The organism is Janthinobacterium kumbetense, from assembly GCF_023703445.1.
In the GTDB taxonomy this organism is placed as follows: Bacteria; Pseudomonadota; Gammaproteobacteria; order Burkholderiales; family Burkholderiaceae_D; genus Janthinobacterium; species Janthinobacterium kumbetense.
The window spans coordinates 156,093-171,028 of record NZ_JAMQGR010000009.1; the positions used below are offsets into that span (position 1 = coordinate 156,093).

At 63.8% G+C, this 14,936-nt stretch carries 15 protein-coding genes and 2 tRNA genes; 11 read left to right on the plus strand and 6 right to left on the minus strand.

Translation table 11 applies throughout. The features are described 5' to 3' along the window. Window positions 1-140: 140 nt before the first annotated feature. The 5 genes from ftsH to NCG91_RS22205 all read left to right on the plus strand — a co-directional run bounded on the left by ftsH (window position 141) and on the right by NCG91_RS22205 (window position 4,665). Entirely contained in the window at window positions 141-2,021 is a 1,881-nt protein-coding gene (gene ftsH, locus NCG91_RS22185) for an ATP-dependent zinc metalloprotease FtsH (RefSeq protein ID WP_035817778.1), read from the plus strand. Window positions 2,022-2,126: 105 nt separating this feature from the next. Beyond that, window positions 2,127-2,960, plus strand: a complete 834-nt coding sequence (folP, locus tag NCG91_RS22190; protein ID WP_251351226.1) for a dihydropteroate synthase — start codon at window positions 2,127-2,129, stop codon at window positions 2,958-2,960. Window positions 2,961-3,000: 40 nt separating this feature from the next. Beyond that, window positions 3,001-4,338 (plus strand): phosphoglucosamine mutase, encoded by a 1,338-nt coding sequence (gene glmM / locus NCG91_RS22195; RefSeq protein WP_099664491.1) that lies wholly within the window; start codon window positions 3,001-3,003, stop codon window positions 4,336-4,338. Between the two features lie 81 nt (window positions 4,339-4,419). Continuing rightward, window positions 4,420-4,496, plus strand: a tRNA-Pro gene (locus NCG91_RS22200). Between the two features lie 94 nt (window positions 4,497-4,590). Beyond that, window positions 4,591-4,665: transfer RNA gene (locus NCG91_RS22205), tRNA-Arg, on the plus strand. Window positions 4,666-4,754: 89 nt separating this feature from the next. On the opposite strand, the gene NCG91_RS22210 is transcribed toward NCG91_RS22205, so the two are convergent. The 3 genes from NCG91_RS22210 to NCG91_RS22220 form a co-directional block, all read right to left on the minus strand. Next, entirely contained in the window at window positions 4,755-4,934 is a 180-nt protein-coding gene (locus NCG91_RS22210) for a hypothetical protein (protein WP_251351227.1), read from the minus strand. Between the two features lie 145 nt (window positions 4,935-5,079). Continuing rightward, complete coding sequence (locus NCG91_RS22215; protein ID WP_251351228.1) at window positions 5,080-5,646, minus strand: PEP-CTERM sorting domain-containing protein; 567 nt, start codon at window positions 5,644-5,646, stop codon at window positions 5,080-5,082. 289 nt (window positions 5,647-5,935) lie between these two features. Then, on the minus strand, window positions 5,936-6,487 hold the full coding sequence (locus NCG91_RS22220; protein WP_170909696.1) for a GbsR/MarR family transcriptional regulator: 552 nt from the start codon (window positions 6,485-6,487) through the stop codon (window positions 5,936-5,938). 138 nt (window positions 6,488-6,625) lie between these two features. Here NCG91_RS22220 and cydD point away from each other — a divergent pair, with 138 nt between their 5' ends. The 5 genes from cydD (at window position 6,626) to cydX (ending at window position 13,001) form a co-directional block, all read left to right on the plus strand. After that, window positions 6,626-8,314 (plus strand): thiol reductant ABC exporter subunit CydD, encoded by a 1,689-nt coding sequence (cydD, locus tag NCG91_RS22225; protein ID WP_251351229.1) that lies wholly within the window; start codon window positions 6,626-6,628, stop codon window positions 8,312-8,314. After that, entirely contained in the window at window positions 8,311-9,993 is a 1,683-nt protein-coding gene (locus tag NCG91_RS22230) for an amino acid ABC transporter ATP-binding/permease protein (RefSeq protein WP_251351230.1), read from the plus strand. The genes cydD and NCG91_RS22230 overlap by 4 nt, the downstream gene beginning before the upstream one ends. Before the next feature lie 114 nt (window positions 9,994-10,107). After that, on the plus strand, window positions 10,108-11,685 hold the full coding sequence (locus tag NCG91_RS22235; RefSeq protein ID WP_099664486.1) for a cytochrome ubiquinol oxidase subunit I: 1,578 nt from the start codon (window positions 10,108-10,110) through the stop codon (window positions 11,683-11,685). A 13-nt stretch (window positions 11,686-11,698) separates the two neighbouring features. Continuing rightward, window positions 11,699-12,853 carry a cytochrome d ubiquinol oxidase subunit II gene (gene cydB / locus NCG91_RS22240; RefSeq protein ID WP_099664485.1) on the plus strand — a complete coding sequence of 385 codons (1,155 nt, stop codon included), beginning with the start codon at window positions 11,699-11,701 and terminating at the stop codon, window positions 12,851-12,853. Window positions 12,854-12,875: 22 nt separating this feature from the next. Next, window positions 12,876-13,001, plus strand: coding sequence for a cytochrome bd-I oxidase subunit CydX (gene cydX / locus NCG91_RS22245; RefSeq protein ID WP_077402854.1), 126 nt, complete (start codon window positions 12,876-12,878; stop codon window positions 12,999-13,001). A 63-nt stretch (window positions 13,002-13,064) separates the two neighbouring features. On the opposite strand, the gene NCG91_RS22250 is transcribed toward cydX, so the two are convergent. Together NCG91_RS22250 and NCG91_RS22255 are read right to left on the minus strand one after the other, a co-directional pair. Continuing rightward, on the minus strand, window positions 13,065-13,277 hold the full coding sequence (locus NCG91_RS22250) for a hypothetical protein (protein ID WP_099664484.1): 213 nt from the start codon (window positions 13,275-13,277) through the stop codon (window positions 13,065-13,067). Window positions 13,278-13,401: 124 nt separating this feature from the next. After that, window positions 13,402-13,581: a hypothetical protein gene (locus tag NCG91_RS22255; RefSeq protein WP_251351231.1), complete on the minus strand. Its 180-nt coding sequence runs from the start codon at window positions 13,579-13,581 to the stop codon at window positions 13,402-13,404. A gap of 158 nt (window positions 13,582-13,739) precedes the next feature. On the opposite strand from NCG91_RS22255, the gene NCG91_RS22260 reads away from it, so the two are divergent. After that, window positions 13,740-14,459, plus strand: a complete 720-nt coding sequence (locus NCG91_RS22260) for a hypothetical protein (protein WP_251351232.1) — start codon at window positions 13,740-13,742, stop codon at window positions 14,457-14,459. 81 nt (window positions 14,460-14,540) lie between these two features. On the opposite strand, the gene NCG91_RS22265 is transcribed toward NCG91_RS22260, so the two are convergent. Beyond that, a complete protein-coding gene (locus tag NCG91_RS22265) occupies window positions 14,541-14,930 on the minus strand; it encodes a hypothetical protein (protein ID WP_251351233.1) in 390 nt (129 codons plus the stop codon). Between the last annotated feature and the right edge of the window lie 6 nt (window positions 14,931-14,936).

Below are 14,936 nucleotides of genomic sequence, written 5' to 3' on the forward strand. Positions count from 1 at the left end.
GTTTATACTGCATTTTTTTGCGTGAACGCGATTTTTTCGCGCGCACGGATCGGCGGGCTTTGGCACGGCCCGCTTATTGCGAGTAAAATCGTGTTTCTAGCTATAGGTAAAGAGATGCGCACTGCATCCAAGGAGTCTTCGTGAATAACATGTTTTCCAAATCTGCCATCTGGGTAGTCGTATTGCTGCTGTTGTTCATGCTGTTCAAGCAATTCGACAGTCATGGCGCCACAGGCGGCAGCAAGGCCATCGCTTATTCCGATTTGCTGGATGAAGTCAAAGCCAAGCGCGTCAAGGATGTCGTGATCGAAGGTTCGTCGATCACCGCCAAGCTGATGGACGACACTAAGGTGCGTACCACCGCCACCAGCCTCGACAAGGGCTTGATCGGCGACTTGCGCGATAATGGCGTGCATTTCGATGTGCGTCCGCCCGAGGAAGCGTCTTTCCTGCAAACTATTTTTGTTTCCTGGTTCCCCATGCTGCTGTTGATCGGCGTCTGGGTCTTCTTCATGCGTCAGATGCAAGGCGGCGGCAAGGGCGGGGCATTCTCGTTCGGCAAGTCGAAGGCGCGCATGATGGATGAAGCCAGCAACACCGTCACCTTCGCCGATGTCGCCGGTTGCGACGAAGCGAAAGAAGAAGTCAACGAAGTGGTCGACTTCCTCAAGGATCCGAGCAAATTCCAGAAACTGGGCGGCCGCATTCCCCGCGGCGTGCTGATGGTCGGTCCTCCGGGCACGGGTAAAACCCTGCTGGCGCGCGCCATCGCCGGCGAAGCCAAGGTGCCGTTCTTCTCAATTTCCGGTTCCGACTTCGTGGAAATGTTCGTCGGCGTCGGCGCCAGCCGCGTGCGCGACATGTTCGAAAACGCGAAAAAGCATTCGCCATGCATCATCTTCATCGACGAGATCGACGCTGTCGGCCGTCACCGCGGCGCCGGCATGGGCGGCGGCAATGACGAGCGCGAACAGACCCTGAACCAGTTGCTGGTCGAGATGGACGGTTTTGAAGCGAACTCCGGCGTGATCGTCGTGGCCGCCACCAACCGCGCCGACGTGCTCGACAAAGCGCTGCTGCGTCCGGGGCGTTTCGACCGCCAGGTGTCCGTCGGCTTGCCCGATATCCGCGGCCGCGAGCAGATCTTGAACGTGCACATGCGCAAAGTGCCTATCGGTACCGACGTGAAAGCCGATATCCTGGCCCGCGGCACCCCCGGTTTCTCGGGCGCGGACCTGGCCAACCTGGTCAACGAGGCAGCCCTGTTCGCCGCGCGCCGCAGCAAGCGCCTGGTGGAAATGGCGGACTTCGAAGATGCGAAAGACAAGATCTACATGGGTCCCGAGCGTAAATCGATGATCATCCGCGAGGAAGAGCGTCGCAATACGGCTTACCATGAGTCCGGTCACGCCGTCGTCGCCAAGCTGCTGCCGAAGGCCGATCCCGTGCACAAGGTAACGATCATGCCGCGCGGCTGGGCCCTGGGCCTGACGTGGCAGTTGCCGGAACACGACAATCTGTCCGCCTACAAGGACAAGATGCTGGAAGAAATTTCCATCCTGTTCGGTGGCCGTATCGCCGAAGAGATTTTCGTGGGACAAATGTCCACGGGTGCGTCGAACGACTTTTCGCGTGCCACCAAGCTGGCCCGTTCCATGGTGACCCGCTTCGGCATGTCCGACAGCATGGGCGTGATGGTCTACGAAGACAGCGAAAACGAAGGTTTCTTCGGTGGCGCCACGAAGACGATCTCGGAAGCGACGCAGCAAAAGGTCGATGCTGAAATCCGCAACATTCTCGACAAGCAATATGCTTTGGCGCGCACCTTGCTGGAAGGCAACCGCGACAAGGTCGAAATGATGACCAAAGCCTTGCTGGAATGGGAAACCATTGATGCAGAGCAAATCAATGACATCATGGCCGGCCTGGAGCCGCGTCCACCGAAAGTCATCCCGCCACGCCGCAATGCGGGCGACAGCGGCACGGGCGGCATCTCGCCTAACGTGACGGCGCCAGCCTGATAGCGACCACTGCCTGATTAGTGGCATGCAAGAGAAGGGTAAGGAGCAATCCTTGCCCTTTTTCGTTGCCGCAGCAGTTTTTTCCTGACGACTACAAAGATTCACATGCGACACTATTTGCAATTCGGCCGTTTCGGCTTCAACCTGCAGGGCACGCAGGCGCTGGTGATGGGCATCCTGAACATCACGCCCGACTCGTTTTCCGATGCGGGCCAGTACCAGCACCTGGAATTTGCCATTTCCCGCGCCGAGCAGATGATCATGGACGGTGTCGACATCATCGACATCGGCGGCGAATCGAGCCGTCCCGGCGCGCCGCCGCTGCCGCTGCAAGATGAGTTGCAGCGCGTCATGCCGGTGCTGTACGCCTTGCGCGACTGCGGCAAGCCCCTGTCCGTCGACACCTACAAGCCGGAAGTGATGCGCGAAGCCATCCTGGCGGGCGCAGACATGATCAACGATATCAACGGTTTCCGCGCGCCGGGCGCCATCGACGCCGTGCGGGACAGCGATTGCGCGTTGTGCATCATGCACATGCAAAACGTGCCGGAAACTATGCAAGCCCAGCCGCAGTACGAAGACGTGGTGCGCGAAGTCATCGACTTCCTGCGCGAGCGCATCGACACGATGACGGCGGCCGGCATCGCCCGCGAGCGCCTGTGCGTCGATCCTGGCTTTGGCTTCGGCAAGACGGTGGAGCAGAACTACGCCTTATTGCGCGCCACGCGCCAGTTGCGCAGCGAACTGGGCCTGCCTGTGCTGGCCGGGCTGTCGCGCAAGTCGATGATCGGCGCCGTCACGGGGCGTCCCGTCGAGCAGCGCCTGGCCGGCAGTGTCGCCGGTGCACTTGCTGCGGTAGCGCAAGGTGCGGAAATTATCCGTGTGCATGATGTAGCTGAAACCGTCGATGCACTGAAGGTCTGGCGCATGGCACACTGAGCCTGTAAGATTTATCATAAACAACAAAAAGAGAAATACTATGACGCGTAAATATTTTGGCACGGATGGCATCCGCGGCCTGGTGGGCACGGCTCCGATCACCCCCGACTTCGTCATGCGCCTCGGCTATGCTGCCGGCAAGGTGCTGGCCAAGTCGCAAGGCGGCAAGACGCGACCGACGGTGCTGATCGGCAAGGACACGCGCATTTCCGGCTACATGCTGGAAGCGGCGCTGGAAGCGGGCCTGTCGGCCGCCGGCGTGGATGTGATGCTGGCCGGCCCCATGCCGACCCCGGCAATCGCCTACCTGACGCGGGCGCTGCGCCTGTCGGCCGGCGTCGTCATTTCCGCTTCGCACAACCCGTACCACGACAATGGCATCAAGTTCTTTTCCGGCCAGGGCACCAAGCTGCCCGACAGCGTGGAACTGGAAATCGAGGCGGCACTCGACGAGCCCATGGCTTGCGTGCCGTCGGACAAGCTGGGCCGCGCCAAGCGCCTGGACGATGCCCAGGGCCGCTACATCGAATTTTGCAAGGGCACCTTCCCGAACGAGCTGGACTTGCGCGGCCTGAAGATCGTCGTCGATTGCGCGCATGGCGCCGCCTACCATATCGCGCCGCACGTGTTCCATGAGCTGGGCGCGGAAGTCATCGCCATCGGCAACAAGCCGGACGGTTTCAACATCAATGCTGGCTTCGGCGCCACGGCAACCAAGGCCATGGCCGAAGCCGTCGTCGAGCACGGCGCCGACCTGGGCATCGCCCTCGATGGCGACGCCGACCGCCTGATCATGTGCGATGCCACGGGCCGCCTGTATAACGGCGACGAGTTGTTGTACGTCATGGTCAAGGACCGCCTGGCGACAGGCCCCGTGGCCGGCGCCGTCGGTACCCTGATGACGAATATGGCGCTGGAAGTGTTGTTCAAGCAGCAGGGCATCGGCTTTGCGCGCGCCAAGGTGGGCGACCGCTACGTGCTGGAAGTCATGAAGGAAAAGGGCTGGATACTGGGTGGCGAAGGTTCCGGCCATCTGCTGTGCCTGGACAAGCACACGACGGGCGACGGCATCGTTTCCGCGCTGCAAGTATTGTCCGCCCTCAAGCGCAGCGGCCAGAGCCTGCAGCAATGCCTGGCCGAACTGGTGCTGTTCCCGCAAACCCTGATCAACCTGCGCGTGGCGCCCGGTTTCGACTGGCAAAAAAATGCCGCCATGGTGGCCGAGAAAGAACTGGTCGAGGCCGAGCTGGGCGACACGGGCCGCGTGCTGATCCGCGCTTCCGGCACCGAGCCGCTGATCCGCGTGATGGTCGAGGCGAAAGATAAGGAAAAGGCCGAGTCGATGGCGCGCCGCATTGCGGATAAAGTGGCTGTGTAAAGGCAGGCGCCGATAGTTATTTCCATCTAATTCGTCTATGGCAATTGACGAAATTGGGTGGGGGCGTTATTATCTTGTCTTCGGAGTGTGGCGCAGCCCGGTAGCGCACCTGGTTTGGGACCAGGGGGTCCAAGGTTCGAATCCTTGTACTCCGACCAAAGTCATAAGCGGGCTGTCAGAAATGACAGCCCGTTTTCTATTCCGCGCTGGCATTTCATTGCTGGCGCGCATGGATTAAAATACTGCACCTCTCCGCCCATCGTTCAACGGATAGGACAACGGTCTTCTAAACCGTGAATGGGGGTTCGATTCCCTCTGGGCGGACCAGTTTCATACTGGCCACGATCATGCGGCGCCAAGCTGCCGCAACGCTACGCACCCCATCTTTCCCCCACATCCGGTTTTCGCGCAGCTGTTCAGGGCTGCGCGCCCAGCACTAAGCTCAGCAAATACAGCAGCGGCGCCGCGCACAGCAGCGCGGAACACAGCGACAGCACTTTCTTGCTGGCCAGGCGTGCCAGGCGCAGCCGTTCGCGCACGGGCAAGTGCTGGCGCAGCGCATGGCGCGCGCGCGGCTGGAATGGGGATTCATGCATGTGGGCTCCCTCGCAACGATGACTGAAGATGCCGGTCAGCATAGCGGGAGGGGCATAAAGACGGTGTAAAGAGTGAGCGGCGCGGCGCAAGCGCGCTGTAAACATGGGTGCGCCGGCGCCGTGTTGCGGGTCTTGCCCGATGCTCTTATTTTGCCTGGCGGCGGCGCGCCAGGACGCCGAGCAGGCCCAGGCCGGCGAGCAGCATGGCATAGGTTTCCGGTTCAGGGATGGCGGAAACGTAGGCGCGGTAATTGCTCAGGTCCTTGGGCAAGCCTTCCACCGTGAAGGTCGTGCCGGCTGCGACGGGCGCTGCCCAGTGGAAGACCAGTTCGCCCTGGCCGAAATGGATGGCCAGGTAATCATAGTCCGCCGCACTCGTGAAGGAATTCACCCCGCCGCTGGCGCCTGCCGTGGTGCCCGCGGTGCAGCCTGAGGTGGCATTGTCGCAAAACGAGACGGCCGCACCCAGGCTGGTGCCGAAAACGCCGTTGATATAGCCCTGGATGTCGGTGGGACTCTGCGGCACGAGATTGTCGTCATAGTATTTCACCATGAGGGCAGGTGACGGCGAGTAAGTGACGGTGCTGCCTTCGATGCTGAAACCGCTGGCCGGTCCCACATCGACCCATGTGGCAGCCTGTGCCACACCCATGCAGGCCGTCAGGGCGGCCAGCATGGATGCCCGTATGGCAATGCTTGTTATGCTTTTCATGAAAATCCCCTTTTATTTTATTGCAGACATTTCACTGCTTCAGGGTGCGCGCCATCCGGTCAGGGAGGTCGACTTGTCGCCCGGTCGCCTTTGCGTGAGTACGCATATGCAAGCTTAGTCTTGATGTAAATTAATACAATTTAAATAATGCTATTGGCATGCTTGACAACATCGCATACGGCTATGTATGGCTGTGCTGGCGAATGCCTGCACGGCGAGCGGAAATGGCGTGACAAGGCATGCCAGCTTGTGCTAGCAATGCCTTGATTAGGGGGAGGGGAGGCGGGTTTCAGTCGCTGTTATTGCTGACGCCGAACAGGCGATCCTTGGCGTTGAGCAATTTTTGTACTTTGGCGCCCATTTTCATCAGCTGCGCCATCGATTCGGGCGACAGGCGCTGCAAGTCGTCGAACCAGGTGTTGGCCAGGTCGACCAGTTCATACATTTCGCGCATGCGCTCCTGCGCATACTGGTCGACGGGTTCCGTGGCCGGCGCCAGCAGCGATTCGCGCAGCACCGTCAAGGTGGGCGCCACCTCGCGGCGGCGGCGCTCGGCGGCCACCACGCGGAAGATTTGCCACACATCGCCCAGCGAGGAAAAATACTCGCGCCGGTCGCCGGGGATGCGCGACTGGCGGATCAAGCCCCAGCCCTGCAATTCCTTCAAGCCGATGCTCACGTTCGAGCGTGAAAAACTCAGGTGTTCCGCGATTTCATCCGCGTGTAAAGGATGCTCTGCGACAAACAACAAGGCGTACACTTGCCCCACTGTCCGGTTAAAGCCCCAGCGGCTGCCCATCTCGCCGAAATGGCTGACGAAGGTCAGGATCAGCGGCGTCATTTGGATATGTTGAGTTTTCATAATTATCTGAATTTTTTCACGCCACACCCGCAGGGTCAATTGATATATGTCATGTTTCGCAGTATTATACAAAATATCGAATTTACAGAAAATTCTGAAAACTCAAAAAGTATAGATATGCCTACCACGCCGCTGTCCTTGCCCCGCTTTATCCTTCCCCGTGCCGCCAGCCTGGCGCAGGGCGGCGCCGCCTTGCTGTGGCTGCCACAAGCGGCCTTGCTGGCCTGGGCCGTGCAAGCCATGCTGGCCGGCGCACCGTGGCGCGCGGCCCTGTTGCCGGCCGCCGGCGTGCTGCTGCTGGGCGTGCTGCGCGCCGGCGGCGAAGCGTGGGGCGCGCGGCGCATGTATGCGGCGGCGCGCGACCACCTGTCCACCTTGCGCGCGCAAGTGGCGCAAGCGCTGGCGCACCGTTCGCCGCTGGACCGCCAGCGCGCCCAGTCGGGGCAGGCGGCCAGCGTCATCGCCGAACAGGCCGAAGCCATCGTGCCCTACCTGGTGCGCTACAAGCCCGCGCGCTGGAAAGTCATGCTCGTGCCGCTCGTGATCCTCGCCGTGGTGACGCCCCTGTCGTGGATCGCCGCCCTGATCCTGCTCATCGCCGCGCCCCTGATTCCCGTCTTCATGGCCCTCGTGGGCATGGGCGCGCAAGCGGCCAGCCGCGCGCAGATGGTGGAAATGGGCAGCATGAACGCGTTTCTGCTGGACCGCCTGCGCGGCCTGGCTACCCTGCGCGCGCTCGACGCCGTCGATGCCACGGCCGAACGCCTGGATGCCTCGTCGCAATCCGTGCGCCGGCGCACGATGGTGGTGCTGCGTATCGCCTTCCTGTCGTCCGCCGTGCTGGAACTGTTTTCCGCGCTCGGTGTCGCCATGGTGGCCGCGTTTATCGGTTTCTCCTTGCTGGGCAGCATCAATTTCGGCACCTGGGGCCGCGAACTGAGCCTGGGGCAGGGCTTGTTCATCCTGCTGCTGGCGCCCGCGTTTTTCGAACCCTTGCGCGAACTGGCCGCCGTCTGGCATGACAAGGCGGCCGGCGAAGCGGGCCTGGCCGGCCTGCACGACCTGGCGGGGGAGGGCGTGCCCCTGCCCGGCGCCGGCGTGGCAGCCGCTGCCGTCTCCGCCGCCGCCATGGCCGTGGCGCCGCCGCCCGCTATCGAAATCCATCAACTGCGCTTTGCCCATCCCGGCGAGGCGCCCGTCTTCGACGGCTTCGACCTGACCGTGCGCGCCGGCGAACATGTCGCCCTGCTGGGCGCCAGCGGCGCCGGCAAGACCACCTTGCTGTCCTTGCTGGCCGGCTTGCTGCCCGCCAGCGGCGGCGAGATCCGCATCGGCGGCGTGCGCCTGAACGACGGCACCGTGAATACCTTGCGCCAACGCATGGCGTGGATGGGCCAGCGTCCCCACGTGTTTGCCGCCTCCGTCAGCCAGAACGTGACCCTGGGCCGCGTGGGCGCGCATGCCGCGCAAGTGACGCAGGCGCTGCACCTGGCCGACCTGGCTGCCGTGGCGCAGGCGCAGCCGGCCGTCATGCTCAGCGATGGCGGGCAGGGCTTGTCCGGCGGCGAAGCCGTGCGCCTGGCCTTGGCCCGCGTGGCCCTGCATCCGCACGCGGACTTGCTGCTGGTCGATGAACCGACGGCCCACCTGGACAGCGAAACGGCGGAGCGCGTGACGGACACCTTGCTGGAATTGGCGAAAGGCAAGACGATGATCGTCGCCACGCACGACCCCGTGCTGGCCGGGCGCCTGCAGCGCACGGTGCAGGTCGATGCCCGGGCGCAGGCACAGGAGTTGCGCGCATGAACACCACATTGATCTCGAATCCCGTCCTGCGGCAATTGCTGCTGGCCCAACCAGGCAAGCTGATCGGGGGCGCCTTGCTGGCGGCCCTGACGGCGGTGTCCGGCATGGCCTTATTGGGCTTGTCCGGCTGGTTCATCACGGCCACCTCGATTGCCGGCCTGCACGCCTCGACGGCCATCCTGTTCGACGTGTTCGGCCCGTCGGCCGGCATCCGCCTGCTGGCCATCGGCCGCACGGGTTCGCGCTATGCGGAGCGCCTCGTCACGCACGACGCCACGTTCGCCGCGCTGGCCAGCATCCGCGTGCAACTGTTTCGCGGCTGGTCGCGCCCGGAAGCGGCCAGCCGGCTGCTGCGCCAGCCTGCCAAGCTGCTGTTCCGCCTGACGGCCGATATCGATGCGCTCGAATCGCTGTACCTGCGCCTGCTGGTGCCCGCCTTCACGGCCCTGTGCGCGGCCTTGCTGGCGGGCGTGGCGCTGGGCGTGATGCAGTGGCAGCTGGGCCTGGGACTGGCCGCGTGGCTGCTGGCCGCCGGCGGCGGCATCAGCTGGAGCGTGGCGCGCCGCGCCCGCCGCCCGGCCATCCTGCGCTCGCGCGCCATCGAAAAACTGCGTTCCGGCGCCATCGACCTGGTGGCCGGCCAGACGGACCTGGTGATGGCGGGCCGCATCGACGCCCAGTGCGCGGCGCTGGCGCGGATCGACCGCTCGCTGGCGCAAGCCGATTTCGCCCTGCTGCGCCTGGAAACGGCGGCGGGCGCCGCATATGGCGTGGCCGGCAGCGCGACCCTGGCCGGGGTGCTGCTGGCCGTCGCCGCGCTGGTGCAGCAGCAGGCGCTGAGCGTGCCGGCCGCGGCGCTGGCCCTGCTGATCGCCCTGACGGCCGTGGAACCGTTTGCGGGATTGCGCCGCGGCGCGCTGGAAGCGGGGCGCATGCTGCTGGCGATGCGCCGCCTGGCGCCGCGCCTGGAGCAGCAGGATGTCGCCACGCTGCCCCTGGATGCCGCACCGGGCTTGCGCCTGGAACGCGTCAGCGCCGCGCATGCGGGCAGCCATGTGGCCATCCTGCATGACGTATCGCTGCACATCGCCGCCGGCGAGCGCGTGGCCTTGATCGGCCCCAGCGGCGCGGGCAAGTCCACCTTGCTGGCCCTGGCCGCGCGCGAGCTGGTGCCATTGTCGGGCAAGGTGAGCGCGCCGCGCGCCTGCCTGTTCACGCAGAAGACGGAATTGTTCCAGGACAGCTTGCGCGACAACCTGCGCCTGGCCGACCCCGCCGCCAGCGATGCGCAGCTGTGGGCGGCGCTGCAGGCGGCCGGCCTGGACGACGAGGTGCGCGCCCTGGCGGGCGGCCTCGACACCATGCTGGGCGAGGGCGGCCTGGGCTTGTCGGGCGGCCAGGCGCGGCGTTTGGCGCTGGCGCGGCTGTTTCTGCACGAATCGACCTTGTGGCTGCTCGACGAAGCGACGGAAGCGCTGAATGCGGGGACGGCAAGCGACGTCCTGCAGCGTTTGCGCGCGCGCTGCGAAGGGCGCAGCTTGCTGATCGCAACCCACTTGCGGCGCGAAGCGGCGCTGGCGGACCGGCTGCTGCGCATCCGCGACGGCCGCATCGTCGAAGAGCTGCGGCGCGGCACGGATGGCTTCGAAGCGGCCCTGGCGGGTTTGCGGGGGGATTGACAAGAACGGAGACAGGCGGTGCCGCACGCCAGCCCGAAGGCGGCGGAACCAATCGAATCGCATCAGATAGATACCAAGTTTACAATTACAGTAGGGAAACACCAAGGAAATCATATGGACTTCGATATTGTCGCTTTATCCAGACTGCAGTTTGCGCTGACAGCCCTGTACCACTTTATATTCGTTCCGCTGACGATAGGCCTGTCAGTGATCCTCGCCATCATGGAGACGGTTTACGTGATGACGAACCGCCCCATCTGGCGCGACATGACCAAGTTCTGGGGTGTCTTGTTCGGCATCAACTTCGCCATGGGCGTGGCGACGGGCATCGTCATGGAATTCCAGTTCGGCATGAACTGGAGCTACTACAGCCATTATGTGGGCGACATTTTCGGCGCACCGCTGGCCATCGAGGGCTTGATGGCCTTCTTCCTGGAAGCGACCTTCGTCGGCCTGTTCTTCTTCGGCTGGGACAAGCTGTCGAAGCGTGGCCACCTGGTCACGACCTGGCTGGTGGCCATCGGTTCGAACTTCTCGGCCCTGTGGATCCTGATCGCCAACGGCTGGATGCAAAATCCCGTCGGCGCGGCCTTCAATCCGCAAACCATGCGCATGGAAGTGACGGATTTCGGCGCCGTGCTGACGAATCCCGTGGCACAGGCGAAATTCGTGCACACGGTGTCGGCCGGCTATACGGCCGCAGCCGTGTTCGTGCTGGGTATTTCCGCCTGGTATCTGCTGAAGGGCCGCCACGTGCAGCTGGCCAAGCGCTCGATGACGGTCGCCGCGTCGTTCGGCCTGGCCGCCTCGCTGTCGGTGGTGGTACTGGGCGATGAAAGCGGCTACCTGTCGTCGGAACACCAAAAGATGAAGCTGGCCGCGATCGAGGCCATGTGGACCACGGAGCCGGCCCCGGCCGCCTTCACGGCCTTCGGCTTCCCCGACGCGAAAGCGCGCGAGACGCATTACGCCGTGCACATTCCGATGGTGATGGGCTTGATCGGCACGCGCTCGCTGACGACGGAAATCCCCGGCATCGAGCAATTGGTCGACCGCGGCGAACTGCTGATCAAGGATGGCATCAAGGCGTATGACGCGCTGCAAACCATCCGCAGCGTGGCGCCGGGCAGCCCCGTGCCGCAGGACGCGAAGGACATGTTCGAGTCGAAAGGCCAGTCCATGGGCTATGCCTTGCTGCTGAAACGCTATGTCGACGACCCGCGCCAGGCCACGCCCGAGCAAATTCGCAAGGCCGCGCTCGATACCGTGCCGCCCGTGGCGCCCCTGTTCTGGTCCTTCCGCGTGATGGTGGGCCTGGGCATGTTCTTTATCTTGCTGACCGGCACGTTCTTCCTGCTGTCGACGCGCCGCACCCTGGACAAGCACCGCTGGCTGCTGAAGCTGGCCGTGTTCGCCATCCCGCTGCCGTGGGTGGCCATTGAAGCGGGCTGGATCGTGGCCGAAGTGGGCCGCCAGCCGTGGGTCATCGAAGGCGTGCTGCCGACGGCCGTGGCCGTCTCGAATCTGGGCGCTTCGACCCTCCTGATCACGATTGCCGGCTTTGCCGCCATCTACACGGTGCTGTTGATGATTGAAATGAAGCTCATGCTCAAGGCCATCCGCAAGGGGCCGGAAGAGAAGGCGCCGGCCCCCGTGCCAGCCCCCGCTGCCATTCAGACTCAACGCGCCTAAGGAGGGCCAGACCATGATTTTGCATGAAATGATTTCTTACGAAACACTGCGCCTGATCTGGTGGCTGCTGATCGGCATCTTGCTGGTGGGCTTTGCCATCACGGACGGCTTCGACCTGGGCACGGGTATCCTGCTGCCTTTCGTCGGCAAGACGGACCTCGAGCGCAGGGTCGTCATCAACAGTATCGGTCCCGTGTGGGAAGGCAACCAGGTGTGGCTGATCCTCGGCGGCGGCGCCATCTTTGCCGCCTGGCCGCAGCTGTACGCCGTGTCATTCTCGGGCTTTTACCTGGCCATGTTCGTCATCCTCGTGGCGCTGATCGTGCGCCCCGTGGCCTTCAAGTTCCGCAGCAAGCGCGAAGACCCGCGCTGGCGCGCCCGCTGGGATGCGGCCCTGTTCGTGGGCGGCTTCGTGCCGGCCCTGATTTGCGGCGTGGCCATCGGCAACGTGCTGCAGGGCGTGCCGTTCCGTTTCTCGCCAGACATGCACATCTTCTATGACGGCAGCTTCTTTGCGCTGCTCAACCCGTTCGCGCTGCTGTGCGGCCTTGTCTCGGTGGCCATGCTGGTGATGCACGGCGCCACCTGGCTGCAGCTGAAAACGGACGGCCCGGTTGCCGAACGGGCGCGCCGCTACGGCAGCGTGGCGGCGCTTGCCACCGTCGTGCTGTATGCGCTGGCCGGCGTGGCCCTGTGGCTGTGGGTCGATGGCTACCGCATCAGCAGCACGGTGGTGGTCGACGGTCCGTCGAACCCGATGCTGAAAACGGCGGAAGTGCACGTGGGCGCCTGGTTCCTCAACTTTGCCGCCCATCCCTGGACCTGGATCGCCCCTGCGCTGGGCCTGCTTTGCCCGCTGCTGGCCTTTGCCTTCCAGCGCGCGCGCCGCGAAGTGCCCGCCTTGCTGGCCAGCGCGGCCGGCATCGCCGGCATCATCCTCGGCGTGGGCGCGGCCATGTTCCCGTTCATCCTGCCATCGTCGATCGACCCGCGCGCCAGCCTGACGGTGTGGGATTCCTCGTCCAGCCACATGACCCTGTTCATCATGCTGGTCGTCACGGCCGTCTTCATTCCCCTCATCGTGGCGTACACGACGTGGGTGTATAAAGTGCTGTGGGGCAAGGTTGATGCAAAAGCAATCAAGGATGACAGCGGTCACGCCTACTAAGAATCAACGAAAGGATATAACTATGTGGTATTTCGCCTGGATACTGGGTCTTCCGCTGGCGGCGACCTTCGCCGTGCTCAATGCGATGTGGTATGAAGTCGCCGATGGCGACACGACGCCCGAGCAGTACCGCGACACGTCCGATTAGGAAGGTGTCGGCTTGACTGGCCCCGCCCCGTGCGCATGCACCGGGCGGGGCTTTTGTTTTGGATCAAAGCAGGATGAATTCGCCGCGGATGCGCAGCTTCATGCCGCGCGGCGCGTCGGCGCCCGCCGCCACGGCCCAGGCCGTGATCCATTGCGCGCAGCGTTCGCGCTCGGCCGCATCGTGCAAGCGTTGCAGGCGCGCATCGGCCCGGTCGATGCGCTGGGCCAGGTACAGGCGCTGGTCCAGGGGATCCGTCTTTTTGCTGTAGTGCTGCATGGCGTTTCCTTTCCGCGTAGTAACTTCGTTCGGTCGTGGCATAGCCATCTACGCGGGGGCGGGGCGTCCGGATTCAGTTCAGGCAAAAAAAAGCCACCGCAACGGTGGCTGGCAAGGCGTGCCGTCAGGACGGCGTCTTGCCGGCTGGTTTTGGCGTGGCAATGGCGATCGGGTCGCTGGCCGGGAAGCTTTCCTTCAGCGCTTCATCGAGCGCTTCCTCGGCATGGCTTTCGCTGGCCGGCGTGGGCGAATCGCGTTCCGGTGGCGGGGCAGGTGCGGTGGCGGCGTTGGTGCTCGAATGCATGGTGATCCCCTCGCGGTGGTGCGCCAGGCGGCCGGAATGGGCATGGCGCGTGCTGATGCTTCCAGCCTAGCACATCGCGCAGCGTCCCGCTGCGCCTGCCGAAGGGGATGAGGACGAGGTCTGCTACACTGCGCTCCACTTTTATCGATGGAACCGCCATGACTGCCATATCCCTGCCATACCGCGCCACCGCCCTTGACGCCTGTGCCTGGCTGGCTGAACAGACGGGCACGCCGTGGACCCTGGCGCGCTTGCTGGAGCAGGGCGGCTTGCCCTACGTCTGGCTCGATTACAGCGAGGCATGGGCCGAGCTGTTCCATGACGGCGTGACGCGCTATGCGGCGCCCGTCGTGTTTATCGGGGACAAGCAGCACCTGGCCTCGGGCGCGGACGACGTGTGGCTGCGTTTTACGCGCGACTCGGGCAATATCGCCATCGAACTGAAGGCGCCGGGATTGCGCGCGCCGCTGGACGGCTTGCACTTCCAGGAGCGCGATCTGTTGCGTTTGCTCAAGGAGTTGCAGCATCCGCAGCCGGATGTCGCAGAGGCGGACAAGGGCCCCGTGGTCTTGCCCAGCGCCTTGAAGGGCCTGGCCCGCGAGCAGATTCTGCTGGCCTTTGCCGGCGTGGGCAAGGTCGACCTGGACAAGGGGCTGGCCAGCGGCGTGGGCATCTTCGGCGACGATGGCGCGCGCGTGCGCAAGAATTCGCGCGGCGGCAAGAACAGCCATCTGTGGCATCCGGTGACGTTGGCGTTCGGCTTGCACGACGTGCACCGCGTGCCGATGGCGCACCTGAAGAAGGCGTTCGCCACGCAACCGTTGCTGCGCGAATGGAAGGCGGACTGGCTGGAATCGCTGCGCCTGCTGGGCGAGTAAGCAGCTGTCTGCCGCGCGTCGTTCATCGCGCCTTGCGCTCGCCACGCGGCATCCTGTTCGACGGCATCAGGCTGTCAGCGTTTATTCGCTTTCCTCGATCCTGCCGCCGCATTGCGTATAGCAGCTTCGGTAATCCGCCTCGCATTGCCACGTTGCAGAGTTGTTTGATGCGCAATATTGGCGTTTCTTCGAGCACAGTTCCCGGTCCGCATCTGTTTTCGCCACGGCCAGGCAGAGGGAAACGGTACTGACGTTGCGCATCTCGCAAGCTTGCGCCTGGGCCGCGGCAACTTGTTCCTTGCCGGCAATGCATATTTGCCGATTGGTCCCGCAACTCGTCACGCATTGACGCCCCGCATCGGAGTCCGGGGGAATAAAGCGATAGCTCGTGCAGCCCGCCAAGGTGATGGCGAAACAAATCGCGGCGGCAAGGCGGAACAGGAAGGAATTGTGGAATTGCAAGGTACGCATGGTCGA

Excerpts from the sequence above, each read along its gene's own strand:
- folP (WP_251351226.1), top strand. The coding sequence starts at position 2,127 with ATGCGACACTATTTGCAATTCGGCCGTTTCGGCTTCAACCTGCAGGGC.
- glmM (WP_099664491.1), top strand. The coding sequence starts at position 3,001 with ATGACGCGTAAATATTTTGGCACGGATGGCATCCGCGGCCTGGTGGGC.
- NCG91_RS22210 (WP_251351227.1), bottom strand. The coding sequence starts at position 4,934 with ATGCATGAATCCCCATTCCAGCCGCGCGCGCGCCATGCGCTGCGCCAG.
- NCG91_RS22215 (WP_251351228.1), bottom strand. The coding sequence starts at position 5,646 with ATGAAAAGCATAACAAGCATTGCCATACGGGCATCCATGCTGGCCGCC.
- NCG91_RS22220 (WP_170909696.1), bottom strand. The coding sequence starts at position 6,487 with ATGACGCCGCTGATCCTGACCTTCGTCAGCCATTTCGGCGAGATGGGC.
- cydD (WP_251351229.1), top strand. The coding sequence starts at position 6,626 with ATGCCTACCACGCCGCTGTCCTTGCCCCGCTTTATCCTTCCCCGTGCC.
- NCG91_RS22230 (WP_251351230.1), top strand. The coding sequence starts at position 8,311 with ATGAACACCACATTGATCTCGAATCCCGTCCTGCGGCAATTGCTGCTG.
- NCG91_RS22235 (WP_099664486.1), top strand. The coding sequence starts at position 10,108 with ATGGACTTCGATATTGTCGCTTTATCCAGACTGCAGTTTGCGCTGACA.
- cydB (WP_099664485.1), top strand. The coding sequence starts at position 11,699 with ATGATTTTGCATGAAATGATTTCTTACGAAACACTGCGCCTGATCTGG.
- cydX (WP_077402854.1), top strand. The coding sequence starts at position 12,876 with ATGTGGTATTTCGCCTGGATACTGGGTCTTCCGCTGGCGGCGACCTTC.
- NCG91_RS22250 (WP_099664484.1), bottom strand. The coding sequence starts at position 13,277 with ATGCAGCACTACAGCAAAAAGACGGATCCCCTGGACCAGCGCCTGTAC.
- NCG91_RS22255 (WP_251351231.1), bottom strand. The coding sequence starts at position 13,581 with ATGCATTCGAGCACCAACGCCGCCACCGCACCTGCCCCGCCACCGGAA.
- NCG91_RS22260 (WP_251351232.1), top strand. The coding sequence starts at position 13,740 with ATGACTGCCATATCCCTGCCATACCGCGCCACCGCCCTTGACGCCTGT.
- NCG91_RS22265 (WP_251351233.1), bottom strand. The coding sequence starts at position 14,930 with ATGCGTACCTTGCAATTCCACAATTCCTTCCTGTTCCGCCTTGCCGCC.